The sequence below is a fragment of the Paracoccus tegillarcae genome (assembly GCF_002847305.1).
Lineage (GTDB): Bacteria > Pseudomonadota > Alphaproteobacteria > Rhodobacterales > Rhodobacteraceae > Paracoccus > Paracoccus tegillarcae.
The window spans coordinates 1,305,591-1,331,456 of the sequence record NZ_CP025408.1 but is presented as its reverse complement, the minus strand read 5'-3'; the positions used below and the strand labels follow the sequence as shown (position 1 = coordinate 1,331,456).

At 57.3% G+C, this 25,866-nt stretch carries 22 protein-coding genes and 6 pseudogenes; 10 read left to right on the top strand and 18 right to left on the bottom strand.

Annotation, left to right across the window (positions count from 1 at the left end; translation table 11 throughout):
- Position 1 precedes the first annotated feature (1 nt).
- Complete coding sequence (locus CUV01_RS06570; RefSeq protein WP_101459770.1) at positions 2–2,275, bottom strand: heavy metal translocating P-type ATPase; 2,274 nt, start codon at positions 2,273–2,275, stop codon at positions 2–4.
- A gap of 88 nt (positions 2,276–2,363) precedes the next feature.
- Here CUV01_RS06570 and CUV01_RS06565 point away from each other — a divergent pair, with 88 nt between their 5' ends.
- From CUV01_RS06565 to CUV01_RS06555, 3 genes and pseudogenes are all read left to right on the top strand, one after another.
- Positions 2,364–2,804 carry a MerR family transcriptional regulator gene (locus CUV01_RS06565; protein ID WP_101459769.1) on the top strand — a complete coding sequence of 147 codons (441 nt, stop codon included), beginning with the start codon at positions 2,364–2,366 and terminating at the stop codon, positions 2,802–2,804.
- 527 nt (positions 2,805–3,331) lie between these two features.
- Positions 3,332–4,227, top strand: a pseudogene (locus tag CUV01_RS06560) (IS3 family transposase); the annotation flags it as partial.
- A gap of 62 nt (positions 4,228–4,289) precedes the next feature.
- A protein-coding gene (locus CUV01_RS06555; protein ID WP_101458713.1) for an IS3 family transposase occupies positions 4,290–5,419 on the top strand; the annotation gives its coding sequence in 2 pieces (ribosomal slippage) (positions 4,290–4,524 and positions 4,524–5,419; 1,131 coding nt in all).
- A gap of 101 nt (positions 5,420–5,520) precedes the next feature.
- Here the strand turns inward: CUV01_RS06555 and CUV01_RS06550 are convergent.
- From CUV01_RS06550 to CUV01_RS06495, 12 genes are all read right to left on the bottom strand, one after another.
- Positions 5,521–5,802, bottom strand: a complete 282-nt coding sequence (locus CUV01_RS06550; protein ID WP_101459768.1) for a PAAR domain-containing protein — start codon at positions 5,800–5,802, stop codon at positions 5,521–5,523.
- An 18-nt stretch (positions 5,803–5,820) separates the two neighbouring features.
- Positions 5,821–6,672: a cell division cycle protein 123 family protein gene (locus tag CUV01_RS06545; RefSeq protein WP_101459767.1), complete on the bottom strand. Its 852-nt coding sequence runs from the start codon at positions 6,670–6,672 to the stop codon at positions 5,821–5,823.
- Positions 6,669–7,157 carry a hypothetical protein gene (locus tag CUV01_RS06540; RefSeq protein WP_101459766.1) on the bottom strand — a complete coding sequence of 163 codons (489 nt, stop codon included), beginning with the start codon at positions 7,155–7,157 and terminating at the stop codon, positions 6,669–6,671. Before CUV01_RS06540 ends, CUV01_RS06545 begins: the two co-directional genes overlap by 4 nt.
- Positions 7,158–7,184: 27 nt before the next feature.
- On the bottom strand, positions 7,185–8,225 hold the full coding sequence (locus tag CUV01_RS06535; RefSeq protein ID WP_101459765.1) for an HNH endonuclease: 1,041 nt from the start codon (positions 8,223–8,225) through the stop codon (positions 7,185–7,187).
- Positions 8,225–8,638, bottom strand: a complete 414-nt coding sequence (locus tag CUV01_RS06530; protein ID WP_101459764.1) for a hypothetical protein — start codon at positions 8,636–8,638, stop codon at positions 8,225–8,227. Before CUV01_RS06530 ends, CUV01_RS06535 begins: the two co-directional genes overlap by 1 nt.
- 1 nt (position 8,639) lies before the next feature.
- Entirely contained in the window at positions 8,640–9,329 is a 690-nt protein-coding gene (locus CUV01_RS06525) for a DUF4123 domain-containing protein (protein WP_101459763.1), read from the bottom strand.
- On the bottom strand, positions 9,326–11,647 hold the full coding sequence (locus tag CUV01_RS06520) for a type VI secretion system Vgr family protein (RefSeq protein WP_101459762.1): 2,322 nt from the start codon (positions 11,645–11,647) through the stop codon (positions 9,326–9,328). The genes CUV01_RS06525 and CUV01_RS06520 overlap by 4 nt, the downstream gene beginning before the upstream one ends.
- Before the next feature lie 816 nt (positions 11,648–12,463).
- Positions 12,464–12,901 (bottom strand): hypothetical protein, encoded by a 438-nt coding sequence (locus CUV01_RS06515; protein ID WP_101459761.1) that lies wholly within the window; start codon positions 12,899–12,901, stop codon positions 12,464–12,466.
- A gap of 5 nt (positions 12,902–12,906) precedes the next feature.
- Positions 12,907–13,347 carry a hypothetical protein gene (locus CUV01_RS19605; protein ID WP_157994799.1) on the bottom strand — a complete coding sequence of 147 codons (441 nt, stop codon included), beginning with the start codon at positions 13,345–13,347 and terminating at the stop codon, positions 12,907–12,909.
- Positions 13,348–13,360: 13 nt separating this feature from the next.
- Positions 13,361–15,004 (bottom strand): PAAR-like domain-containing protein, encoded by a 1,644-nt coding sequence (locus CUV01_RS06505; protein WP_101459759.1) that lies wholly within the window; start codon positions 15,002–15,004, stop codon positions 13,361–13,363.
- Positions 14,994–16,058 carry a DUF2169 family type VI secretion system accessory protein gene (locus tag CUV01_RS06500; protein WP_157994798.1) on the bottom strand — a complete coding sequence of 355 codons (1,065 nt, stop codon included), beginning with the start codon at positions 16,056–16,058 and terminating at the stop codon, positions 14,994–14,996. Before CUV01_RS06500 ends, CUV01_RS06505 begins: the two co-directional genes overlap by 11 nt.
- A 1-nt stretch (position 16,059) precedes the next feature.
- Positions 16,060–16,632, bottom strand: coding sequence for a hypothetical protein (locus CUV01_RS06495; protein WP_157994797.1), 573 nt, complete (start codon positions 16,630–16,632; stop codon positions 16,060–16,062).
- A 69-nt stretch (positions 16,633–16,701) separates the two neighbouring features.
- Here CUV01_RS06495 and CUV01_RS06490 point away from each other — a divergent pair.
- The 4 genes and pseudogenes from CUV01_RS06490 to CUV01_RS06475 all read left to right on the top strand — a co-directional run.
- A pseudogene (locus tag CUV01_RS06490) lies at positions 16,702–16,944 on the top strand (transposase); the annotation flags it as partial.
- Positions 16,945–17,025: 81 nt separating this feature from the next.
- Positions 17,026–17,952, top strand: coding sequence for an IS1595 family transposase (locus tag CUV01_RS06485; protein ID WP_101459756.1), 927 nt, complete (start codon positions 17,026–17,028; stop codon positions 17,950–17,952).
- On the top strand, positions 17,945–18,967 hold the full coding sequence (locus CUV01_RS06480; RefSeq protein WP_101459755.1) for a P63C domain-containing protein: 1,023 nt from the start codon (positions 17,945–17,947) through the stop codon (positions 18,965–18,967). Before CUV01_RS06485 ends, CUV01_RS06480 begins: the two co-directional genes overlap by 8 nt.
- Before the next feature lie 431 nt (positions 18,968–19,398).
- Positions 19,399–20,292, top strand: a pseudogene (locus CUV01_RS06475) (IS3 family transposase); the annotation flags it as partial.
- Positions 20,293–20,406: 114 nt separating this feature from the next.
- Here CUV01_RS06475 and CUV01_RS06470 read toward each other — a convergent pair.
- Positions 20,407–21,387, bottom strand: a complete 981-nt coding sequence (locus CUV01_RS06470) for a glucokinase (RefSeq protein WP_101459754.1) — start codon at positions 21,385–21,387, stop codon at positions 20,407–20,409.
- Positions 21,384–21,797, bottom strand: a complete 414-nt coding sequence (locus CUV01_RS06465; RefSeq protein WP_157994796.1) for an SIS domain-containing protein — start codon at positions 21,795–21,797, stop codon at positions 21,384–21,386. Before CUV01_RS06465 ends, CUV01_RS06470 begins: the two co-directional genes overlap by 4 nt.
- On the opposite strand from CUV01_RS06465, the pseudogene CUV01_RS20305 reads away from it, so the two are divergent.
- The 3 genes and pseudogenes from CUV01_RS20305 to CUV01_RS06455 form a co-directional block, all read left to right on the top strand.
- Positions 21,787–21,930 (top strand): annotated as a pseudogene (locus CUV01_RS20305) (hypothetical protein); the annotation flags it as partial. The gene CUV01_RS06465 and the pseudogene CUV01_RS20305 sit on opposite strands and share 11 nt — an antisense overlap.
- A 39-nt stretch (positions 21,931–21,969) precedes the next feature.
- Positions 21,970–22,170, top strand: a pseudogene (locus CUV01_RS06460) (IS5/IS1182 family transposase); the annotation flags it as partial.
- A 190-nt stretch (positions 22,171–22,360) separates the two neighbouring features.
- Positions 22,361–23,131, top strand: coding sequence for a glycosyltransferase family 25 protein (locus tag CUV01_RS06455; protein ID WP_101459751.1), 771 nt, complete (start codon positions 22,361–22,363; stop codon positions 23,129–23,131).
- Here the strand turns inward: CUV01_RS06455 and CUV01_RS06450 are convergent.
- The 3 genes and pseudogenes from CUV01_RS06450 to CUV01_RS06440 all read right to left on the bottom strand — a co-directional run bounded on the left by CUV01_RS06450 (position 23,091) and on the right by CUV01_RS06440 (position 25,792).
- Positions 23,091–23,825, bottom strand: a complete 735-nt coding sequence (locus CUV01_RS06450; RefSeq protein WP_232962554.1) for a hypothetical protein — start codon at positions 23,823–23,825, stop codon at positions 23,091–23,093. The two genes, CUV01_RS06455 and CUV01_RS06450, sit on opposite strands and share 41 nt — an antisense overlap.
- A complete protein-coding gene (locus tag CUV01_RS06445; protein WP_232962552.1) occupies positions 23,812–24,648 on the bottom strand; it encodes a glycosyltransferase family 2 protein in 837 nt (278 codons plus the stop codon). The genes CUV01_RS06450 and CUV01_RS06445 overlap by 14 nt, the downstream gene beginning before the upstream one ends.
- A 184-nt stretch (positions 24,649–24,832) precedes the next feature.
- Positions 24,833–25,792: pseudogene (locus tag CUV01_RS06440) on the bottom strand (IS481 family transposase).
- Between the last annotated feature and the right edge of the window lie 74 nt (positions 25,793–25,866).

Below are 25,866 nucleotides of genomic sequence, written 5' to 3'. Positions count from 1 at the left end.
GTCATGCCTCGCGTTCAGGATCGAAGCGCAACAGCCGTAGCGCGTTCAGCGTAACCAGAACCGTCGCCCCGGTATCGGCCATGATCGCGATCCACAGCCCGGTGATCCCCAGAACCGAGGTCACAAGAAACACCGCCTTAAGCCCCAGCGCGATGGTGATGTTCTGGCGGATATTTCCCATGGCCGTGCGGGCAAGCCGGATCTGCGCGGGGATGTCCGTGACCCGGTCGCGAAGGATCGCGGCATCTGCGGTTTCCAGCGCCACATCCGTGCCTGATCCCATGGCCACGCCGATGCTTGCCTGTTTCAGGGCCGGCGCGTCGTTGATGCCGTCCCCGATCATCATCACGCCGCCTTGCTCGCCCATTTCACGGATCGCGGTTAGCTTGTCTTCAGGCATCATGTCGGCCCGAAACTCCATGCCCAGCCCGCCGGCGATCGCGGCCGCCGTGCGCGGATTGTCCCCCGTCAGGATGACGGAGGTCACGCCCATCTCTGTCAGTTGACGAATCGCTTCGGCTGCGTCCTGTCTTGGCTCATCGCGCATGGCGATCAGGCCGAACGGGGTCTTTTCGCGGAAGACGGCGACAGCGGTCTTGCCATCTTCCTCAAATGCCGTGGCAAGCTGCAGGTCAGACTGGTCGATCCCGCCATTTTCCAGCGCATACCGCGGCGAGGTGACCCAAGCGGAGGCGTCGCCGACCGTGGCGATCACCCCTTTGCCCAACAGTGCTTTCGCATCGCGTGACGGCAGCGCTTCGATGCCCGCCTCATCGGCCTTGGTCAGGATGGCGACGGCCAGCGGGTGGCTGGAGCCGGTTTCGACCCCCGCCGCCACTGCCAGCAACTCGGCCTCGGTCGTCGCGCCGAAAGCGACAACATCCGTCACCACCGGACGCCCATGAGTCAGGGTGCCGGTCTTGTCGAAGGCGACACGGGATACATCGGCCGCCGCCTCGATCACCGCACCGCCCTTCATCAGCATCCCGCGCCGTGCGCCTGTGGACAGCGCCGAGGCGATTGAGGCCGGAACCGAGATGACCAGCGCGCAGGGGCAGCCGATCAGCAGCAGCGCCAGACCGCGATAGATCCAGGTGTCCCAAGGTTGGCCAAATGCCAGCGGCGGCACCAGAACAACCAGCGCCGCGACAGTAACGATAGCGGGCATGTACCAGCGGCTGAAGCGGTCGATGAAGCGTTCAGTCGGCGCGCGCGCGACCTCAGCCTCTTCCACCAGCCGGATGATGCGGGCGATTGTGTTATCCTCTGCAGCTTTGGTGACGGTCACGCGTAGCGCGGCCTCGGTATTGATCGAGCCGGCGAAGACCGGGTCGCCCGGCCCCTTGGTGACAGGAACACTTTCGCCGGTAACGGGGCTGTCATCTACGCCCGAGGTGCCCTCGGCAATCTCGCCATCTGCGGGGATGCGGTCGCCCGGACGGACAAGCACCATTTGCCCGACAGCAAGGCTTGATGCCGGGACTTCCTGCGTTGTCCCGTTTACCAACAGCAGCGCTGTCTTGGGAACCAGATCGGCAAGCGCGCGGATGCCATCGCGCGCCTTGCCGGCTGCCACACCCTCCAGCACTTCGCCAACCGCGAACAGGAACACTACCAATGCCGCCTCTTCCGCAGCATCGATGAACAAGGCGCCAATGGCCGCGACCGTCATCAGGCTTTCGATTGTAAAGGGCTGACCCAGACGCAGAGCTGCAAAGGCGCGTTTCGCAACCGGCGCCACGCCGATCAGACAGGCCGCGACGAAAGCCCACTTGCCGACCTGCGGCGCCAGCAATTCGATGATCCAGGCGACACCCAGAAGGATCGCGGTAAAGATTACCAGCTTACCCTTGCGGGTCTGATACCATCGCTTGCCGCGGTCGGCAGGGTCGTCATCCACATGGCCAGGGCTGCCATGACCGCTGTCGTCACGCGCCGCTGCGGCGGCATCATTCCGATCATGGTCATGGTCATGGTCATGGCCATCTGCCGGCGCATCGCTCATGGCGGGCATGACAAAGTCCTTCTTCGCCCCTGCCGCGCGCGGCGCGATTCCATAACCAAGCGATTTCACCACCTTTTCGACCTTGTTGCGATCGGTCTGTGTTTCGTCCAGCGTCAGGCGAAGCCGTTCCGTCATGATGCCAATTTCAACGCCGCTGACGCCCGGCAGGCGTGTCACGGCATCTTTGATCTTGGTCGCACAGGATCCACAATCCATGCCCGAGACTGTCCAGTCGCAGGCTGTTCCGCTGTTGGGATCTGTAGTTGTCATGTCGTTATCCTCGCCCCGGATCGGGAAGTTGCCTTCATCGATTCGAGAACCTAATGTCTCTAGTAACTAGAGCTTCAAGGGGAATCTCATGTTGACGATTGGAAAGTTGGGTGCGTCTGCCGGTGTGAAGGTGCCGACGATCCGTTATTACGAGCAGATCGGTCTTTTGCCCGAGGCTGAACGCAGTGCGGGAAACCAGCGGCTTTACAGTCAAAAGGCGCTGGAACGGCTGGCCTTCATCCGCCACGCGCGCGATCTGGGTTTCACGCTGGAGGCGATCCGTGACCTGCTCAGCCTGTCGGACCAGCCTGACCAGCCCTGCGCGGCGGCCGACGCCATCGTCATCGCGCAACTGGCCGAGGTTGAAAGTCGTCTTGCGCGGCTGGGCGCGCTCAAGGTCGAACTGCAACGTATTCTGACGCAATGCGCGGGAGGCAAAATAGCGAACTGCCGCGTCATCGAAGCATTGGGCGACCATTCGCTTTGCGCGACCGATCATCGTTACCCTGACCTCGGGGCGACAATCTGATCTTAGCCAAATCGATGGAGAGCCGGACGAAATTCTGTCAAGTCAAACTTGCACTTTCGTCGCTGCTTTCGTGCGGGATCACGTTCTGCGTGATCATATAGCGAAATGGATGGTACTGAAAATTGCTCACCTCAACGCCACATCAACCTTTGGCTGCAGTTTTCGTGCAGGTTGTGCTGTCAAAAGCCGCTCAATGCGGTCGAACGCCGGAATGGAAATCGCAAGAAATCAAACGGTTATTGCGTAAGCTGCTGAAATATATAGATTTCCTATTTTTCCTCCTGATCGGCTCATAACCTGAAGGTCGTAGGTTCAAATCCTACCCCCGCAACCAAAATCGATAAATAAATCAAATGCATAGGTCGATGGTATACACATGCCACCGGCCAATCGCGCACGCACATCAACGCCACATCAACACCGAACACCAAAAACTGCACCGACGCGCATCAGCGTGCAGCAGCTGACCTGCCACGGGATTTTTGCTCCACCGTTGATTAGAGTCCGGCCCAACTTGAGGACGGACAATGAAGCGAACGAGATTCACGGACGAACAGATCATCGGCATCCTGACGGAGCACGAGGCGGGTGCGAAGTGCGCGGACCTGTGCCGCAAGCACGGCATGTCCGAAGGCACCTTCTATAACTGGAAGGCCAAGTTCGGCGGCATGACGGTGTCGGAGGCCAAGCGGCTTAAGGCGCTCGAGGATGAGAACGCGAAGCTGAAGAAGCTGCTGGCCGAGCAAATGCTCGATCTTTCCGCGATGAAGGAACTGGTTTCAAAAAAGTGGTGACGCCCGCCTTGAAGCGCGAGGCGGTCGCGCACCTGAAGGCCCGGTTCGGGCTTTCGGAACGGCGGGCGTGCCGGGTTGCTGGGGCGGATCGCAAGATGATCCGATACCAAGCGCAACGCGCGCCGGATACGGCACTGCGCGCGCGGTTGCGCGAACTGGCCAACGAGCGCCGTCGGTTCGGCTACCGGCGGCTCTTCGTGCTGCTGCGCCGTGAGGGCGAACCTTCCGGCATCAACCGGATCTATCGGCTCTACCGCGAGGAAGGGCTGACGGTGCGCAAGCGGAAGACTCGCCGCAAGGCCGTCGGGACACGGGCGCCAATCCTGGTCGAGGCTCGCCCAAATGCGCGATGGTCGCTGGATTTTGTCCATGACCAGTTCGCCAATGGCCAGCGCTTCCGGGTTCTCAACGTGGTCGACGACGTCACTCGTGAATGTCTCGCAGCAATACCGGACACCTCGATATCGGGGCACCGCGTGGCACGTGAACTGACGGCCCTGATCGAACGTCGTGGCAAACCCGGAATGATTGTCAGCGACAACGGCACGGAACTGACCTCCAAAGCCATCCTGCGGTGGTGTTCCGAGCATCGGATCGAATGGCACTACATCGCGCCAGGCAAGCCGATTGGACCTGTCGCGGTTTGGTGCCGCTCCTTTGACCACGTAATGTGCAGCAAAGGAGATGAACCATGGGCACAGTCAGGACGGATGAATTTCGCAAGGATGCAGTGCGGATTGCGCTGACCAGCGGGCTTTCGCGGCGTCAAGTTGCGGATGATCTTGGGGTCGGCTTGTCGACCCTCAATAAGTGGGTGAACGCACACCGGGACACGGACGTAGTCTCAGCCGAGGATCGCGAGTTGGCGCGTGAGAACGAACGGCTTCGGCGCGAGAACCGTATCCTCAAGGAGGAGAGGGACATCCTAAAAAAAGCCACCCAGTTCTTCGCGGGCCAAAAGCCGTGAGGTTCAGGTTCATCGAAGAACAGCGCGGGGCCTTCCCGATCGACCGGCTTTGCCAGGTGATGAATGTCAGCCCGCGTGGATTACGGGCCTTCCGCAGCCTCCCAGCCAGCCACAGGCAGCGCATGGACATGGTCGTTCTGGCGCATATCAAGGAACAGTCGCGTCTGAGCTTGGGCAGCTATGGTCGGCCGAGGATGACAGAGGAGCTGAAAGAGGTTGGTGTCGATGTCGGGCATCGACGCGTCGGTCGCCTGATGCGCGAAAACAGGATCATCGTTGAAAGAACGCGTAAGTTCAAAGCCACGACCGACAGCGCCCATACGTTCAACATCGCCCCGAACCTGCTGGATCGCGACTTTAGTGCAGCCGGGCCCAACCAGAAATGGGCGGGCGACATCAGCTACATCTGGACCCGCGAGGGCTGGCTATATCTGGCAGTCATCCTGGACCTGCACTCCCGCCGCGTGATCGGCTGGGCTGTCAGCAACCGGATGAAGCGCGATCTGGCGATCCGGGCCTTGAAGATGGCGATTGCCTTCAGGTCGCCACCCAAAGGCTGCATCTTCCACAGCGACAGGGGCAGCCAATACTGTTCGCATGACTACCAGAAGATCCTGCGCCAGCATGGCTTCAAAGTCTCGATGAGCGGCAAAGGTAATTGTTATGACAATGCGGCCGTCGAGACATTCTTCAAAACCATCAAGGCCGAGCTGATCTGGCGGCGGTCATGGGTAACCCGGCGGCACGCTGAGATGGCGATCTTCGAATACATCAATGGGTTCTACAATCCGCGTCGACGGCACTCAGCACTGGGCTGGAAAAGCCCGGTCGCTTTTGAACGGAAGGTGGCTTAAACGAGCACTCGGAGCGGCACAAATACGTGACAGGTCCAGTTTGCATGACGATGCTGAGATGCCGGTTCCGGTCCAACTTGTGAATGCAAACCGGCGGATGCTCAGTCGGATTTCAGCGTCGGCACACCCATCGCGATCCTGCCGCCATGCGCGGTCTTGTCGCCGATGCGCATGATGCCGCGGCCGTTGATCTTCACCGTGCCGGAGCCTTTCACCATCGGATCGGGCAGCGGCGGCAAGCCGGGACAGCCGCATTGCCCGCCTTCGACGGCCAGCGAAATGCCGTTGAACCTGACAAAAGCCTGCCCGGGGTTCATCACCGGCCCACCGCCGTGGATCGGACAGGTGTGCGGATGGCCGACAAGTGCGACAGGTTTACCCATTTGACAATCCTCCCACGTTCACGACGGCAATTGCCACGGATCGTCGATCATCTGCTGCCTGCCGGACCGAGCCGCCTGAGGCCGATCCTGAGCCTCTCGATACCGGAACCCGCTATCGAAATCACCGCCGTTCTTCCAGGTGTAGAGGCAGGGATCGGTGCGCTGGATGAAGGGGTTCAACTCGATCAGCGTGGTCTTGAAACCGCCATTATTGTGGCGCTCGACAAAGACATCCGCGACCACCGTGTCCATATGCAGCGCATCAAGCAGATCGCGCGAGAAATCGGACAGCGACGTCTTGATCGCGCGCTCGTTGGTAGCAATCTCTGGGAAATTCGACTGATGGTGGTATTGCGAAATACCGATAATCCGGCGGTCGCGGATGAAAATGCGGAACTCGGACCAAGGGGCAATGTCGCGCCAGGGGAAGGCGAACAAATTCAGATCGTAGAAGTTCACGAGGCTGTCAGCCAGAAAAGCGGCAGCGCGCCTGTTGGGCAGAGAAAGAATATCCATCGCCCTTTTTACCGTCCTGGCCGGTGTTACCGGCAGGAGCGATGACTTGAAACTTGTGGCTCCCGTGCGAAGGAAGACCCCATCCGGGAACCGATCCAGCGCCGCCTCGATCTGTTGGGACAATCCGGTCGATATCGGCACCGGAGCATCCAACCGTAGCGCTTCCGAAAAACCCGGCGTGCCCGCCCCCACAGCAAGCCGATCCTGCTCACTCATATGGATTTCAAGTGCAGGCAGCATAAGCTTCCGTAGCTGATCAGAGTACTTTTCAACGAATGTTTCTCTCCATTTCGCAGCCAGATCTACGCCGCAGAATGAAGGGACCAAAGTGGTGACCTCAGCGTTGCCGATCATAAGTTCTCATAGGGCTGCAAATTATTGAGAAAATCCGCCAGGTTTTCCGAAATTTTCACAGGCTGATGCAACTCATCGGGTTCATTAGGGCCAGACAGTCCTGACCAGATATATACTGCATCATCATTTTCTTCACCGAGCAATATATAGCGATACCCACCATCGGCAGATCCAAAGAAGAACATGCGATATTTCAGGGCATGCGACCCTCGCCCACGGAAAATCCTTTCATTCGCAATCAACTGATCAGGACTACCTCCAAGCACCTGAACTTCGTGAACTTGCTGCGGTTCGCCAGGAATCTTGGCTAGAAAGTGGCAGTTTTCTTCGATTGCTACACAACCAAAATCAGTCAGAAACTCCCTGCCTTCGCGACCGATTTTCAAGCCCGCTTCGCTCTCAAAAGTAGCCACATCATCGATTGTCCATCGATCAGCAAAATTGGGATCTACGTCTAGCTCCCCACTTTCGGCGACTTTTTGCATTACCTCTGCTAAGTTCACATTAATCTCCTAAAACTCCGCCGCATTCGTTGACATCATGCTCCCGCCGCCTCGATGCGTCGCCCCGCCCGCGGCAGCATTATGAATGGTGCTATCGACAAGCTGCATGGTTGTGCCATCTTCCATATGGTGCCAAGTATAGCCGCTCTCTTGGCGTTTTGACCAACTACCGTACTTCTCCGAAAGGCGAGATCTAGCCTGCCCAAAATCTCCGCTGCCACCCAGCCGATCCCCTTTCATGTCTGGTATCTCGACTTCCATCGGCCGGCCCCGAGAATCACGCATCACAAACGGAGAAAAATCGGGGTGGCCACCGGAGTACTTAACACCCTCGAAATTTGTTCCATATTTTGCATTGTAGGCATCCAATGAGCGTGCCAAATCGGTGTCAGGATGAGGTTTGAAAATCCCATGCCCAGGATAGGCCCCGTCGCCCACCCATTCGCCACGGCCTGCTGGCGGTGGACCCGATTTGGGCAAATTCATATGCTTGTAGCGTTCTTGCTGATACGCCTCACGTGCCTTAGCTCTACACGCAGCATCGGGGCATTCGTCGATTTGCTTGCGATAACGTTTGTATGCGTCGCTGTTGCGGACCTGCTTGCTCCAATAGTCGCGCGCGGCTGCCTTCCGGATCCCAAGGAAATCACCCGAAGTTCGCGCTGCCGCACGGATCGCATCGGTTCCCTGAGACAGGACACGCCGCGATTTGTTGACGACCGCTTGCGCGACGCTGAGTGCGCCGGTCAGGTCGTCCATCGTCTTCAGGATCTTCGTGCCGCGCACTGAGCCCTTGGCAATGTCCCCGAGCACCGGCACAAAACCCACAAGATCCAGGGCAGCACCAAGCCAATCCCCTTTGGAAACTGATTTCCCAAGACTCGCGAAGTCACAGGCGATGCCGTAGCCAGGTACAGAGCTACAAGCCGTCAACGCGGCATCGACGCCAACCTCGGCAATCTGTGCGTTCAACTGGTCGAGTTCCTTCTGCGCATTGCTGACGCTCTGCTGGCCCCATTCATCGACTCTCGCGTGTTCGATGCTGCCCATTATCGGACCTCCATCTCAGGAAGGTCACAGTAGATCCAGCAGGTCATATCGCTGTTGACGATGGCATCGGCTGCGCGATCTGCATCCATATCGAAGAAGCGCCTGATCTTTTCCTCTGGCGGCATGTCAGGGTCGGTCGCGATCTGGCGAAAGCCGTCGAATTTGAAAAAGTCGGGCCCGACCTCCCACATCATGGTGACGAACATGGCCTGATCACTTGGGTCATCAATACGGAAATGCCGGGCATAGCCACGTCCATTCAGAACCCATTTCTTGAGGACGGCGTCTTCGATCCCGAATTTCAGATCCTTGAAATTTACCTCCATGAATTCGTCCACATACCAATCAGCAAAGCTGTCGTCTTCCTTGAGGTAGCCATCGACTTTCTGCTTTTTCGTAAACTTGATGACCATGCTATCCTCGTGCCGGGCTGGTAGGGTTATCGCCGAGGTCCGCCGTTCTGATCAGCAGCGGCCTTCCGGCTTCCGCCACATCAAGCGGCCTGCTCTCATGCCGGCCCCCTTTATTCAGCCGATGACGCATTAGCACCGTCGCGTTACCTTTGCTTTCGGCATGGACCGCCTCGATCCCGCGCCAGAATGATGCGCGCTGGACACCATCAAAGCCCGGCGCATATCTGTTGAAATGCTCCGGGCGGTAATATTTGAAGAAATAGCGCTCGCCGTCTTCGTCCTCGATCTTCAGGAACTTCTTGAGGTGGGTCTTCAGGCGCGGCAGTTCGAGGCGGGAGTGGATCAGGATGCCCCAGTTCCGGCCATAACCCTCCTCGACGAACCAGTCCCAGGCATCGGAATGGCGCGTCAACTCGATCAGCCAGGGCGCGACCTCGGCCATGTCCTCATAGGCCGCACCGTCGAACAGGCATCGGGCGGGGCCCGAGAACCCTTCGAGGCAGATCGGAATATCCGGGCTTTGCGACGCGTCCAGCAAGGCAAAGGCGCGCAGCGGCAGTGACGTCGTATCTGATGCCTGCCGCTGCTGTTCGTCCTCGTCCAGCGGAGCAAAGACGATCTCTTCGAGGCCAAGCGCCAGCGCCTCCTGATCCGGCGAGCCGGTCAGCGCCTCGGGAAGATTGAGCGTCATGTCTGGCCCTCGCCCTTCCCGGCCTTGCACTCCTGGACGAAGGCCTTGTCGGAGTTCAGCGCATCGACCTGATCGGGATTGCCGGATGAAAAATCGACATTGGGGGATTTGATCTTCAGATGCCGCGCCTTGATGGTCACGCCGGAACTGTCGATGATGATCGTGCCGCCAGGCCCACCGATGATGAACTTTTCCTTGGCATGCAGCGTGTGCTTCACGGTCCGGCTGAAGATCGATTTCTTGGTTTCGAGATCGTAATCCTCGCCGACCTTCACCTTCATCGTCTTGCCGACCGAGGTGGTCATGATATTGCCGACGACCGTATTCTTGGCCAGACCGATCTGCTCGGTCCGGGCCAGCCCGATCGTATCCGTCCGGAACCGCTCGACCACGGAATTCAGCACGCCCGATCCACCCAGCAGCGAACCGATCTGGCCAGCCAGCGAAGCCGCCTTGCCACTTTGTGAAACGCCCTGCCCGCTGCGGTGATCCCCGCTTTGCGAAAACCCGGCATTGCCGAGAAGCGTCATCACCTCGACCGGCAATTCCTTGCCGCCCGCGACATACCCACCCATGCCGGTCACAGGCCCAAGTCCGGCTTTCTGACCGGATTTGCGGAACAGCTTGCCGCCAGCTTGCAAGAGAGGCATCAGCATCCCAAGCAGCCCCGCGCCGCCGCCGCCAATAGTCACATTCTTGTTCCGGCCAACGCGCTCGACGGCGTTATCGCCGATCACGAGGCTCGCATTATTCGCGATATTGTCGACCCTGTTGGCCCCGATATTGGCGCTGGAATTGTTCAGAACCTTGGTGGTCAGGTCCTTCTGGGCGTGAAAGAACATGTCCTCGATGCCGGACTGGTCTTCGAAGCTGATCTCGTTGAAGCCTTGGCCCTGATGGGTGTTCGAACGCCAGACCGCGCGGGTCTTGTTGGCCGGAAGCTGGTACGGCGCGTCGTTCTTACCATTGAACACATTGCCGGTGACCAAGGGCTTGTCCGGATCGCCTTCGAGGAACTCGACGACGACCTCCATGCCGATCCTCGGGATAACCATACCGCCCCAGCCGGCGCCGGCCCAGTTCTGGCTGACCCGGCAGCGCATCGAATAGGCGTTCGCCAAGTCCCAGTGGAAGCGAACCAGAATGCGGCCATATTCGTCGCAGTCGATCTCGCCTTCGCCCACAACCTCGGCGGTTTGCGGGCCCTGCACCACGGCCAGCGGCGTGCGCTTGGGCGGGGCCATCGGGGCTGTGTCGGGCATCAGCACATAGCTGCCGGTGAAGCTGTAGCCGTCGCTGCCCTGGCCGCCCGTGCCGTAAGCCTCGCTGACGAAGTGATGCGAGGCGCTCAGACACAGATAGGTCTCGCCCGTGCCGGGCACCTTGTCGCCCGAGAGCGTCATCCGCATGCCCGCGCCAAGCGATACGCAATCGCCCGCCGCCCGGTTACGACGATCCGCGCCGCGTTCCTGCTCGGTTCTGAGCCCCGCCACCAGCTTGCCCACGCCCTGCGCGAGATAGTCGCCGGGATAGTCGAAGCTCTCGATCTGGCCCTGAGCATGCTGCGCGTCGCCCAGACGATCCACCTCCATCGCCTGCGTCGGTTTCTTGAAGTTGTAATCCGCCAACCGCACTGCGCCGGTGGTGATGTTGCGTTCCGGAGCCCAGTCCCAGAAATGCTCCTGCTCGTACTGGTGATGGCCATCATAGCGCTTGAACGGGCGAGCGCCGATCTCCTCATGGGCCAGCACGTCGTCGGTCAGCACCAGCGTGTGGCTGCCCATCGCGTGTTTGAAATGGAAGCTGATCCCGTGCCGCTCCATCTGGCGGCGGGCGAAATCCAGGTCGGATTCGCGGTACTGCACGGTATATTCGAGGATCGGATAGTCCTTGGACAGGCTGATTTCCAAGGCCGGATCGCCAAGTCCGGCATAATCCGAAAGCAGCTCCTGCAGGATCTGGATGACGGTCTTGTTGTGGAAGATCCGCTGATTGCGCCGCCGCCCGGCCAGCCAGAACCACGGGCGCAGCGTAAGATCATAGCGATGACCGTTCTCGCCGACGCCGGCCCAACGGGCCGATGTGACGATGCCGTCAAAGGGCCGCATCACCTCATGGGCCTCTATCTCGACGGTCGCATGCGTGCCAACCAACGCGTCGAAATCCAGATCGTCGCGGATGGCGAGGGCTTCAACGCGATATTCGAACAGGTCGTTGAGATGATCGCTGCCATCGAAACGCAGCAGCACCAGAACGTCCGGCCCAAGCTCCGTGGTCAACCGACCCAGCCGCTCGGCCTGCTTGAAAGGAGCGTTCATAAAACCCCCGAATCGAAATCGCAAAACTACAATCGGCTGCGTTTATAGCCGAGCCGTGTGACGATGAACAGAAGAGACGCCGACCGTTGCCTGCGCATCGGTGGTTGCTGCCGCCCTTGCCCGCCGACGCCCGTTTTTGCCAGCATATGCATGTTGGCGGGGCGAATCGCTGAGGGGCGTGTTATCGTGGTTCGATCGGATGTACGACGGTGCTTCGAGGCGTGATGCGGCGGACCGATCACGTTGAACTGGTGCAGGTCAGCCTCCATCGAACCGGAGCCGTCGGCCAACGCCTGTGGCTGCGTGCTTATGCGCGTCGTTGCAGTTTTTGGTGTCCGGTGTTGATGTGGCGTTGATGTAAACCGCGCAAGCAAAATCCTGACAGTTTTTGTCGACATTCAAGCGTTTGATATCTTTTGTTTTTTTTGGTTGCGGGGGTAGGATTTGAACCTACGACCTTCAGGTTATGAGCCGATCGTAGGCGAAAATTGGAAACAGAGAGATTTCAAAGACCTACAAGACAAGTCTTTGATTTCTTGAGATTTCCACTCCGGCTTTCGGCGGCATCAAACGGGTTTGGACAGCACAGCCTGCGCGAAAACGGCATCCAAGGGTTGAGGTGGCGTTGAGGTAACCGATGATGCAGTCAATCATCAGCGCAAAACTTAGGACCGCGATTCACGATGTCGAAAAGCGGCAGGAAGTCGCGACAGACGACCGATTATGGCATTGATGCCGCCACCTGTCGCGCCCGGAAATGGGCACATGGCGATGATGTGCGCCCTACTTCGGAAAGCTCAATCGCATTCATGATCATCATGCCATCGGCCGTGTCAGATCAACATGCTCAGATAAAAATTTCAGGTCGGACTCGTTTCCGTCGGCGAATATCCCGCTTCCCTCAAGCATATAAGCTCGAAGCAGAAGTTGAACTGCAGCTTCATCGTCCCTCCCCTGCAAAAGCGAGCCAAGGTTGAGCAGCACGAACGGATTCAGATGACCGTCCTCGGAGCGATATGCATTGTCGAAAGCTTGAAACGCGTTTTCGCGATCATCGCCTTCGAGCCAAGCAGAACCAATTGACGCATATAGCCATACAGCCTGAGACCATTGGGTGCTGGGTGCGGGAAGCATCCCGAGAGCCTTTTCCCAAACCTCAATGGCGCCACGCCAGTCGCTCTGACCATCCAGTAATGAGTTGCCTTCCTCGGCGAGAAGATCGATGCGTTCCGCGACGGTTTCATCGAGTTCCAAAGGTATTATCCTTTTTCCGCCAGATCCAAATAGGGCCGGTACTCTCCTGAGAAATGACCCGGCCCGCCATACTTCAATACACGCTTAAAAGCTGCAACCGCATCTTCGCGACGACCACATCGGAACAACGCGTGCCCCGCGACCATGTTCGTATATGGGTCAATATGCTCCGGATCAAAATGGGTCTGATACATGCGATCGAGCCAAAGGTCGAGCACATCACAAGCTTCGCGTTCTTTTACAGTTTCGACCACACCGCGAGAAATAGTCTGAGGGTAGAAATTCCATTCGGTCTTGGGGTCAGGAATAAGTGACCAAGCCTCTTCCGAAAATTCAAGCGACGCTCTTCCCCGACCCGCACGCCGCGCTTCCCCTGATTTCTTCATCAACGCTTCAACTTCAGAAACCAGTGAAGCCGGCATCTCTGGCTTACGATTAGCAATCATAGCATTTCCTGTTTCATTGGATTGGATCAAGATAACGCGAAGTGGTGGCTCCCCCTCTCCCCGAGTTGAGAGGGCCGTATTCGAACCGATAGTTATCCGAGTTGAGCATCCAGGAGCGCACTTCAGGAGATTTCGCACCGTAGTATCTGCCTGTGCTGTTCCACCAGTCAACGGCATCAACAGGATGATGACCCATATGAACATTCGGGCGGTTGACCGGATACCACCGCCCATTTTCCGCCAAGAACACGTCTTCCCCAAGGTCAGCGTCATATTTAAGCGTTCCTTCCGACCGCATCCGCTCACGGACTGCTTTGCCTGTCTTGCGATATTTGTCGGGCGTATTCCCGAGATATTGCAAGCGCTTTGAGACCGTCCGCGTCACCCGCCCCGTCTGCTCTGCCGTAGCTTCTGCGACTTCGTCAATCTCGCGCGAAGCCGTCTCGGCGGATTCCCGCAGACCCGTTTCGACAGTTTCGCGTGTTCCCGCGCGCACGCCGGCGGCGATGCCGCCGCCGATGCTCAGCGCGCCGCTGGCCAGATCCGTGCCGTCGCGGATGGATTCCGCTGTCGCTTGATCCGCGCCGAGCGCCTCTGCCGCAGCGCCAGCGGTCTCGGCCATCATGGTATGCTGGAACTCACCCGTCCAAGCCGTCTGCAGCCCCGTCCACGCGTTGTCCCAGCCATTGACCCATAAGGCGCCGCCCAAGGCCATCGCTCCGATCCCCGGTGCGGTTCCCAGGCCAGTGGGTGTTGCAGCAGCACCTCCCGTGGCCAACGCACCCCCGCCAAAGGCCTCCGCCGCTCCGCCGACCGTCTGAACGACGCCGACGCCTCTTGTCAGAACACGCCCATGCTCGCGATCAAAATCGGCGATGGCCTGGGCGGCAGAACTGGCGGTATCTTTGGTTGCCTGCCAGGCATCCTTCGCGCCGTCCCACAACCCGTCGAAGAAACCTTCTTCATCATCTCCGTCGACAGGGGCTTCCGGGCTGTTCGCTGGCGCGACCAGGGACTTGTCGCCGTCCATCTGAATCACGCCCAGATTATTTAAATCATTCATCCAGACTGCGTCCTGGTCCCGAATGATATAGGATCTTTCCGCCCGGACTGTCGTCGAATGCTGAAGCGGATCGACCGGCCCATTTATCGTCCCTGAAGCGACGCCGAGCGCGACGCCTTGTTCGGCGCCATGCGTAATCAACTCGCGCGAGCGCAGTACCATGATACGTTGGTTCGTTGCACGAACGGTGTTGGCAAAGTTCTGCGGGCTCGCTGGACGCGCGCAGGTTGCGTAGGGAATCGGACAAACAGCGGAGCCGCGCGGCGTATAGGCCACATCAGGAGTTGTCGACAGGACGAGAGGGGACGGCCCTTCCCGAATGATCTCGCGGGGTGTCGTGGTCCAGCGGGCGCGTTGTTTCCCGAGCTTCTCGTCTTCGATGCGCTGAATCTCAGCGTCGATCTCGGCGTCATTGACCAACTGGCCGGTATAGTCATCCATGTCGGCATAGTAACGAGGAGGACGATTGACGATATGCCCAGTCGGATCAAAGCCATAGCGCTCAAATATTCCGAGACTGCGCGCCGCTTGGTCAATATCAGTTCCAGTCAGGCCGGACTCGTCGACGGTAAGATGCAGCGGGCTATCCTGCATAGGCAGCGTCCGGGGTCGGATGATGCAGGCTATCGAAGTCCAGCGCACCTACATCCATCGCGGTAATGCCGGAATACCATAGGAAGCTTGTTCGCCATGTCAGCCGCACTTGTGGCTTCGGGCCGAGAAGCTCGAAATGGACACCGTCGAGCGCCAGCGGCATTCGTAACCGATTCCCATCGCGGTAACTTGCAACCGCCCCGAATGCGAGACTTGGCAATGACACGCTCAACCGAGGATATTTTGCGTGCAAATTGACCATTTCGAATTTCTCATCGCCACAGAGATGGTTGGCGGATCGTAGGAGCGGCGGCGCGCACTGATAAAAGCGCGGATCAAAGTCGCGCGGCAGAAAAGGGTGAACGGTTTTCTGCCATTTTTCATCATAGGTTCCGGCGAAATTTGCACGCCATGAAGAAATCGGCGCGACCGGTGCCACGCCTGCCGGTTCGGATGCATGAAAAACAGAGACGATAGGTTCATCCGCCGCCTCAACCTGAGGCACCAACACCCCTATCATAGCACGTTCAGCACCGCGCGCTGCGTAGCCTGCACCAATTGGATTGCGGGAATCCACTTCACCAGTCAGCTTTCCATCCGCTCCGACCTCGGCACCACCCCAAGCTGATCGCCAGCTCAGACGCACCGTCGATACAGGTTCTGCCGGACCGGGTTGAACCAAGCGCCCGATTTCCTGCCATCTGCGCGGACCATGCACACGCAGCCTGGCCTCCAACCCCGCTCCGCGAATACCGCAATACCAGCTTTGTTCAGGCCGGCCAGAAGGAGCGACCGCTTCAGCCAGAACGGTAACATCGGTGCCCGGTTTGAATGGCAGGAAATCGGCCTGCCGTTTCAATTCCAGCGGCGGATCTTCTGGGCCAATCAATTCATCAGTCAGACGAATCTCTGGCTGCACCCCGATTGACTGGCAAATTCCCTGCGAATTGACTTCAAACAGAGCGGCAACCGTAACGCAGCCGGTCAGTTCAGCCTGGTTATTATACTGCCGAAACGCAAAGGCAGGATACAGGATATGCGTGCCGAGTTTCATGTCAGTTGAAATCGACGGTTGAACCATTGATCTGGACAGGACCCGACATAGTTATATTCAGGTCTTTTCCGATCATGCGGATGGTACCATCCTTTTTCATAATCAGTTTACTGGCCCCGACCTGGATGACCAGCTCCTCGCCGACATCCACAATCTTCTTGGTGCCGACATAAGTGGTTTGAACCATGCCGACCACCGTGTTCTGGAAAAGCCCGACCTGCTGCGTCGAAACCAAGCCGACCGTCTCGGATTTTCCTTTCTCAACCACAGAGTTGACCATGCCCGATACCGGCATGACCGAGTCGAGCAACGAACCCACGACGGCCCCCGCCGACATCTGACCTGCACCTGCTATCGCCCGGAATCCGTCTACGCCTGAAAAAGCCGCATTTGCGCCCAATGAGGCCGCCTCGGCAGCAACGCCCGCTTCCGCCATGCCAGCCACCATCTGAGACACGATCGGGTTCCCAATAAGTCCCGCCCCCTCCATTGCTTTGGCACCAGCCTGCCCGATCAGTCCCACCAGCGCTGCAATCAACGCCCCGCTCTTGTCAGATCCGACTGACATATTCATCGAACCTGGACCTGTCGCGGTTTGGTGCCGCTCCTTTGACCACGTAATGTGCAGCAAAGGAGATGAACCATGGGCACAGTCAGGACGGATGAATTTCGCAAGGATGCAGTGCGGATTGCGCTGACCAGCGGGCTTTCGCGGCGTCAAGTTGCGGATGATCTTGGGGTCGGCTTGTCGACCCTCAATAAGTGGGTGAACGCACACCGGGACACGGACGTAGTCTCAGCCGAGGATCGCGAGTTGGCGCGTGAGAACGAACGGCTTCGGCGCGAGAACCGTATCCTCAAGGAGGAGAGGGACATCCTAAAAAAGGGGGCTATATACTTAACTAGCCAAATTTCCCTTGCGTGGAGCGGCTAGTTAGGTTATTCAGGTTCTACAAGGAGCCCGATCATGTCGAACCCCGAGACGCTTTCCACCTTCCAGTTCTTCCAGAAGTTCCCGAATGAGGAAGCCGCGCGCAAGCATTTTGAACAGCGTCGCTGGGGTAACGAGCCGGTATGCGGGCATTGTGGGTCGGTCACCGTTGTCGAGTGCAAGGACCACAAGCCGATGCCCTACCGCTGCAAGGACTGCCGCAAGCATTTCAGCGTTCGCACCGGCACCGTTCTGGCCGAAAGCCGCCTGCCGCTGATTAAGTGGCTTCTGGCTATCTACATGCTCACCAGCGCGCGCAAGGGCATCCCCAGCACCCAGATGGCGCGGGAGCTTGGCGTCACCCAGAAAACCGCATGGTTCCTCGCCCAGCGCATCCGCGAAACCTGGATGAAGGACCGCGATGACCACATGGATGGTCAGGTGCAGGTCGATGAAACCTATGTTGGTGGGCGCGAGAAGAACAAGCATGCGTCCAAGAAGCTGCATGCCGGTCGCGGCACGGTTGGCAAGACCGCCGTTGTCGGCGTTCGTTCGGAAACCGGCGAAGTTCGCGCGATTGTGGTGGAGAACACCAAAGCAGCCACGCTAGAGCGTTTCGTTCGTCAGCATGCTAAGCATGGCGCTACGGTCGTCACCGACACGCACGGCGGCTACATCGGTCTGACCGGCGCAGGCTTCAACCATATCCGCATCAATCATTCGGCTGGCGAATATATCCGCGACATGGCGCATACCAACGGCATCGAAAACTTCTGGTCGCTGCTCAAGCGCGGCTACATCGGCATCTACCACTACATGAGCGCGAAGCACTTGCACCGCTATGTCAAAGAGTTCTCCTTCCGTCACAACACCGTAAAAATCGGCACTATGGATTTCATCGACCTGACCATTTCCCGCATGGCCGACAAGCGCCTTACCTACAAAGGACTGATCAATGCCTGACGACAAGAAGGACCTTATCGAGCCGATTGACGCTGGTTTTGATGAAGTGGTGCAGGCCGTCGCACCAAAGGCCAAGCGGGCAAGAGAGGCCGTCCCCACGGCAGACGACGAAAGTATGGGCCCGGCGAATGAAGCAACTCACAGGGGGACGCTCCGCATTGGATCAGTCAGTATTCCATGCGCAGTTCTTCGTGATGGGACCAGAATTCTATCTGAAAACGGAATAGCAAATGCCCTTGGAGGGCGAAGTGGTGCTGCCAAAAGGATGAAAACGGCTGCCGCAGAAGCCGGGGCCCATATCCCTGTTTTTCTGGCGGCAAAAAGCCTTTCTAGCTATGTTACCAGTGAGTTAGCCTCCGGGCCCCTACAGCCGATTTCCTATATATCTGGCGATGCAGAAGTGATTGGGTATCAGGCAGAGGCGCTTCCGGAGATCTGCAATATATGGCTGCAAGCGCGGCAAGACGGCGTTCTGAATGATCAGCAGGCAGACCGAGCCCAAGCGGCAGAGATCGTCATGCGCGGATTGGCTAACCTCGGCGTTATTGCTCTGATTGATGAAGCTACCGGTTACCAAGACACGCGCGATAGAGACGCACTGCAAGCCATCCTGGACAAATACCTTCAGAAGGAATTTGCAGCGTGGGCTAAGCGGTTCCCAGATGCCTTTTATCGGGAAATATTCCGCCTGCGAGGGTGGAGTTGGAATGCAATGTCGGTGGCAAGGCCGGGTGTTGTCGGTCGCTACACTAATGACATCGTATATGAGCGACTTGCTCCAGGCATCCTTGAGGAACTGCAACACCTGAACCCGACTCATGAGGACGGCGGGCGGGCCCGCAAACATCATCAGTATTTAACTGATGACATCGGCCACCCTGCGCTTGCCCAGCACCTACACGCCGTCATTGGCCTGATGCGAGCATCCGCCACTTGGGATCAGTTCAAGTCGCTCTTGGATCGAGCCTTCCCCAAGAAAGGGACGCAGTTGGAACTGCTCCTGACGGACGATTAGACGTTCAAGACTGAATGGTGAACATTTGCAAGTAAATGACTCGACTCGCGATCTGCTGATTCGATATATATGACCTGACGGCTACTGTCGCCTCTACGCACCACTTGCTCTCTGAAACAGGGCGGAGGCGCGTGGTGCGCCTTCGGAGAGCCAGCCTCAAGCTGGTGATCCATCATGGAGGTGCTGCGATGGCAGTTACTTGCACATGGCCGAAACCGGTGAGTGTTTGCTCATATATCCGGTTTCGGTTTGGACGCTGGGAGCACGTTGTAGCTCACTGTCGTTCATTTCCGTCCCACTAAGGTTGGCGCCTAGGGACATGTGAGAAGGCAGTAGCCGTCACCTTCCGTTTTACACTACTAATACAGGAATCCGGTGTCTACCGTAACCGTCCTAGCCGGTTGTTGGCTAGTTAAGTATATAGCCCCCCTAAAAAAAGCCACCCAGTTCTTCGCGGGCCAAAAGCCGTGAGGTTCAGGTTCATCGAAGAACAGCGCGGGGCCTTCCCGATCGACCGGCTTTGCCAGGTGATGAATGTCAGCCCGCGTGGATTACGGGCCTTCCGCAGCCTCCCAGCCAGCCACAGGCAGCGCATGGACATGGTCGTTCTGGCGCATATCAAGGAACAGTCGCGTCTGAGCTTGGGCAGCTATGGTCGGCCGAGGATGACAGAGGAGCTGAAAGAGGTTGGTGTCGATGTCGGGCATCGACGCGTCGGTCGCCTGATGCGCGAAAACAGGATCATCGTTGAAAGAACGCGTAAGTTCAAAGCCACGACCGACAGCGCCCATACGTTCAACATCGCCCCGAACCTGCTGGATCGCGACTTTAGTGCAGCCGGGCCCAACCAGAAATGGGCGGGCGACATCAGCTACATCTGGACCCGCGAGGGCTGGCTATATCTGGCAGTCATCCTGGACCTGCACTCCCGCCGCGTGATCGGCTGGGCTGTCAGCAACCGGATGAAGCGCGATCTGGCGATCCGGGCCTTGAAGATGGCGATTGCCTTCAGGTCGCCACCCAAAGGCTGCATCTTCCACAGCGACAGGGGCAGCCAATACTGTTCGCATGACTACCAGAAGATCCTGCGCCAGCATGGCTTCAAAGTCTCGATGAGCGGCAAAGGTAATTGTTATGACAATGCGGCCGTCGAGACATTCTTCAAAACCATCAAGGCCGAGCTGATCTGGCGGCGGTCATGGGTAACCCGGCGGCACGCTGAGATGGCGATCTTCGAATACATCAATGGGTTCTACAATCCGCGTCGACGGCACTCAGCACTGGGCTGGAAAAGCCCGGTCGCTTTTGAACGGAAGGTGGCTTAAACGAGCACTCGGAGCGGCACAAATACGTGACAGGTCCAAAAAGTCGTTCGCAGTGCCAACAAAGTATCGTCTTTCGAAAAGATAATATCATGCATATCGAGCGTGAGCAGCGAGCTACTGTGGATCCATTCCGAGGCCGCCGCTACTCCCAGACGACCGACGATATTCGGTGCATCCCCGAAGAGCCTGAAAGTCGTCGGCAATGAGAGAAACAGAGAAGCTGCGCATCATATCTGCCATTCGACCCTTCGAAGTGAAGTTGCGTTCAAAGCTGTTGCCGTGCAGTGCCAACAGCGGGAGCAATGCGCGTGTTAGGCCGCCGGTTAGGTAAACACCGCCATGTGCCAAGAACATCAGGGCGAGATCACCTGTGGTCCTTCCCAGAATTCTCAGAAATTCATCGCAGGTTCTTACGGAAGCCCGGCAATTGCCGCGGAGCGCTGACTGTACGATGGCTGTACTGTCTATTGCCCGAGGAGTGATTGCCATTTCCAGGCAAATAATATTGTACAGCGTTTGGATACCGCTGCCTGACAGGACCCGATCAAGTGAACAGCGTCCGTATTGCTGCGAAAAGTATCTGCTGATTATAACATCTATCTCATTCGAGATCGGAAATGTGGTGTGCCCGGCTTCACAGGTGGAAACCGCGCCTTTGGCGTGCCGGGCTGCGCAGTTGAAACCTGTTCCCGCGCCCAAAACAAGCTTTGTACCCTGTGGTGCAGTGCTGTCGGCCTGAATTATCAGTTCCTGCTTCAGAAGATCTGTTTGCGCTAGAGAGTATCCCAGTGCCTCAAAATCATTGATGAAATTCACCTCACGGGCCTGAGTATCGTGACAAATTCTGTCTGAACTGATTTCCCAATTCAGATTTGTCAGTGTTACCACGTTGCCCGAGACGGGGGCGGCCATAGCGATGACGACCGCATCGAACGCATCGACCGAAGACGCGTTCATGTATTGTTTGATGATTTCGTTCAAACTGTTGAAGTCGCTATTCTGGAATTTTCGGTTCTTGGTGACGTCCAGCGCGCCGTTGACGGATGTGCCAAGTCGGCAATGCGTGCCGCCCAAATCGCAAACCAGATCGCTCATACTGTCACCGTGATTTTGTTCAGGTTCGGCGGGCTGTCAGGATCAAGTCCAAGCGTGCCGGCCAGTTGCTCGGCGAAGACGTAGAAGGCGCAAATCGCGGCAATTGGATCGAGGAAGTCGTTTCCAGTCGAAGGAACAGGCAAGTGATACGGGCTGTGTCCGTCTTGGCCGACCGTATAGACAGAACTGCCTGACGCCCGCATGCGTTGAACGGCATATTCCGCGCTTGCCCTTCCATGCGGATCGGGCTGGAACACCAATGCAGCCAGGTCGCCTTTGGCAAGCGCCAGCGGGCCGTGGATGACCTCGGCAGAGCTGAACGCCTCGGCGTGAATTCCACAGGTTTCCTTAAGCTTCAGGGCCGCCTCGCTGGCAATTGCGAGGCTAGGGCCACGGGAAATGGTTAGCACGCTTTTTGCCTTCGCCAGTGGTGCCAGCGCGTGCGACCAGTCACATTGCAACGATCTTGTAGACATGGGTGGCGATCAGCTTGCTAAAACACTGGCCTTGTCGAATGAGGGCTGGATCATCGCGTCGATCACCGGCTTCATGGCGGGGGCCACGATCATTTTCACGATTCCAGTTGGTCGTGCCATCTGGCGAAAGTGGAGCGGATACCACCGCCGAAGCCGCGTCGAGACGAAGATGCATTGCGTGAAGCTGCTGGATCAGAATCTCATGGCACGCGACTTCGACCGTCAGGGCGCTGAACTCCAGGCTCGCACTGCCGTGCTGAACGGCTACACCCCGCGCGGCATCCGTGTCACAGTGGCCGTGGGATAAGTCTATCCTAGGAAGGGGAGCTCGGTCTTCAGCCCCGTTGCGCAACAAAGGCCGGGCAAAGCGTCGTTTGTTTGAGTTCCTGCGGTCAACCTAGTTATCATCATACTGCTTTACCAACACAAAGTCGGAACATCGGTGTAACGTGACAATACAAGCACTAATCATCAACGTAGAAATCGCCAGAGCACGGATGGCTTTTCAACAAGAGCAATTGACGGGCAAGGGGATCACGTGGAAAAGACTGCCCGCAGTCACTATCGACGACATCGAAATGGATACTGACGATGTCTATTGGGATGGCTGGCAACGCCCGATAGCGCCTGCGGAACGGGCCTGTTTGCGCAGCCATATGACTGGCTGGCAGATGGTGTATGATAAGGGCGCACCTTGCTTGATACTTGAGGACGATGCTTTGTTAGCGGATGATTTGTCCGCAGTCCTCACGGCAGCCATCCGCATAGATGATCTCGACCTATTACAATTGGAAACACGTAATCGGGCCAAATTTTTAGGAGCAAACGTATTCGATGTAGGGCCCGCACAGGCTCGTACATTGCTAATCGACCGTGCGGGAGCAGCGGGCTACATCCTGTGGCCCACGGGGGCCAGAAAGCTACTGGATTACGTGGCGAAAACCCCGGGGCTTGCGGATGCTGTGATTGCGAAACCTGGTTTATTGCGTGCAGCCCAAGTTGTACCCGCTCAGGTTATTCAGAACGACATGGCCCAGTTCTACAACGTGCCCCAAGAATGGCCCCCTGAAACCTCAAGCGTGTCCAGCGCACTTCATCGCAAGGCGCCCAAGTCGCCAGCGCAAACCCTGCGACGGATCATGGCGCAATTATCTTTGGGGTTTCGCCAATTAGGACGTGGGGAAAAGACAATGGTTCCTTTTGGCAAAAGGACACGTATTCCAACCATCACCACCAAGACGTCTTCTTACGATGATGTCTCGCCCTGAAACGTGCGTAAACGGTGTCGTTCACTTGCAGCCTGTCGAACACTTCCATCAAGATATCACCGCTAAAATGAGCACCTTTTCCGGCCTCCATCCGCCAGCGCATATTACGCAGCGTATCGTCTGTGCCGACAGTAAAAACTGACAAACCCTCAAACAACGGAACAAGTGCCTCATTTACATGCGTCACGCGGTCTGGCTGCATATCCTGAGAAATCTGGTCATTCAAATAACGCTCAGACTCAATCAATTTGACCGTGTTGACCAACAATGAGACCGACAGCGCCGTCGCCCGTGCCGCGGGATCAGGATCCCAATCTGCAATGCTATCGCACGCGGAAACCATCCAACGCACATTCAGGTGCTCTAGCAAATAGGGGGCTTCTGATCGGTAAAGTTCGGCCAATCGTGCATAGTTTTCTTTTGGAGATATTTGACGCCGGAGCAGTACGTTCAGACGTGCATGTTCGAGTATCAAGGCGGATTGGCCAGAAAATTCTGAGCGCAAAGCTTCAAAATGGCGGTCCAGACTATCGTGAGAGCCGCGTGTTTGATTTGGCTTTCCAGCATCTACAATTTGTTCTTTCAGAACTGAGAATTCGGCCTTGGGTGCATTAACTGCACTGCGGCTTAGACGACGGCGGTGACGCTTGAGAGAAAAGAAGTTCTCAAAAGAAGTTTTTTTACGTGGAGGCATTGGATACTTGTGGTGCAGACAAGATTCCGCGCAGAAAATGCACTTGTTTGGTTCGTTTACGTCGCGAAAGCCATGTGGTGGGGGACAACAATTGCAGCGTGGCTCGCCCAAGGCTGCGCAGCAATGGCATTGGGCGATTATGTTTGCGCATGGCATAGACACGAGACTGACCCATGTGAAATGCCTTTATGCTGGCCGATGCGATGCGATCACCAGACCCATGTCCTCCTTCATGTATGACTTGTGCCGCCCCGACGATACGCAACGGACCCAGTGCTTTCAATCGGATGCTTAGATCATCGTCTTCATGATAAAGAAAGATTGCCGAATCAAATTTACCTGCTTGGAAAAATGCATCCGCGCGCACCAGCAAGGCTGCGCCCGTGAGCACCGGCACGACTCCATCACATTGAACCGCTTGAGCCGACAGGCGATGACCACGAGGCAGGAGAATGCTGCGCCGCTTGTTATGGAGCTTGCCATCGCTGTCCGCGAGAACAGGGTTAAATGCCGATGCCTCAGGGTGGTCTTTAGCACTTTGCATAAGGGCATCGATTGCGCCAGATTGCAGCCGTGTATCTGGGTTCAAAAACAAAATATATTGGGTCCCGACGTTGCTCGCGCCAAGGTTACACGCGACCCCAAAGCCCACGTTTCTACCTGGCGTAATGATCTGAACCCAGTCAGATGCTAAGTGGTCCAAGCGGTCATTTGGGGTGTTGTTTACAAGGGTGACTGCGACATTATTTGGGAGAGAAGCCAGAAGGTTTGGCAGAATGGAACTGCTATTATAGCAAACAATTATGACTGTTAGATCCTTCATTGCGGGCCTCATAGCTGCCTGGTAGATTCTATTTGCTTGTGGCGCAGCAGCAAAAAATCGCCAAAATCACGCGAAAAATTTTTTAAGCATATGGAGGGTATGCAAGAACTGCCTTCCCCTGCAAGCGTTTTTTTGATGCCATTTTGACCCTGCTTCTATGTATTCGGTCTTTCGATGCGGCCGCCTATGTGCTCAGTCCCGGCATCTGGTGGATCGGGTTCAAGATGGATCTGTCCGGCTCTGATGTCCAGGTCTTGCAGATGTATTCGTAGGGTGTGAGCCCGTTGAGGGGCTTTTGCCGACGCGCGAAGTTGTATGCTGCCATGAAGTCCGTGAGGTGCGTTCGCAGCTGATCATGGCTGTCGTAGGGGAAGCGCTTTACAGTGGCTTCCTTGATCGTGCGGTCCATCCGTTCGACCTGTCCGTTGGTCCAGGGATGGTTGGGTTTGGTCAGTCGGCGCTCAATCCCGTTTGCCTCACAGATCATGTCAAAGCGCATCGGCCGTGAATACGCGGTGTTCCGGTTCCGAGGCTGCTCGGCGAACTGAATGCCGTTATCGGTTAGAATGGTGTGGACCTGATACGGCACGGCTTCGAGCATGTATTGCAGAAACGCTCAAGCCGTCTTTCTGTCCGCCTTCTCGACAAGCCGGGTCACAGCAAACTTGCTCGTGCGGTCGATACCGACGAACAGGAACAGCTTTCCTTCAGCAGTCTGCACCTCGGCGATGTCGATGTGGAAGAAGCCGATAGGGTAGCGTTTGAACTTCGACCGCTTTGGCTTGTCGCCCTCGACGTCAGGCAGGCGCGAGATGCCATGTCGCTGCAGACAGCGGTGCAGTGCTGAGCGTGTCAGATGCGGGATGGACGACTGGAGGGCATAAAGGCAATCATCAAGCGGCAGCATCGTGTGGCGCCGAAACGCGACGATAGCCGCCTCCTCAGCCTCCGTGAGGACCGTCGAACGTGGCTCCTTTGGGCCGGTCTTGAGATCATCAACCGTCTGTCGTTTGCGCCACTTCGCAACCGTTTGGGGATTGATCCCGAACTCCCGGCTCAACGTCGCGAGCGAAGCTTGCGATCGCTGTGTTGCTGCTCTGACGGCGTACGTGGTCGTGGCGCTTCCGTGACGAACTTGTCCCATAGGGCATCCTTCCCTTCCTTCGAAAGGATCACACCATCAAACCCTGGGATCAAACACCTAAGCAGACAGATCCT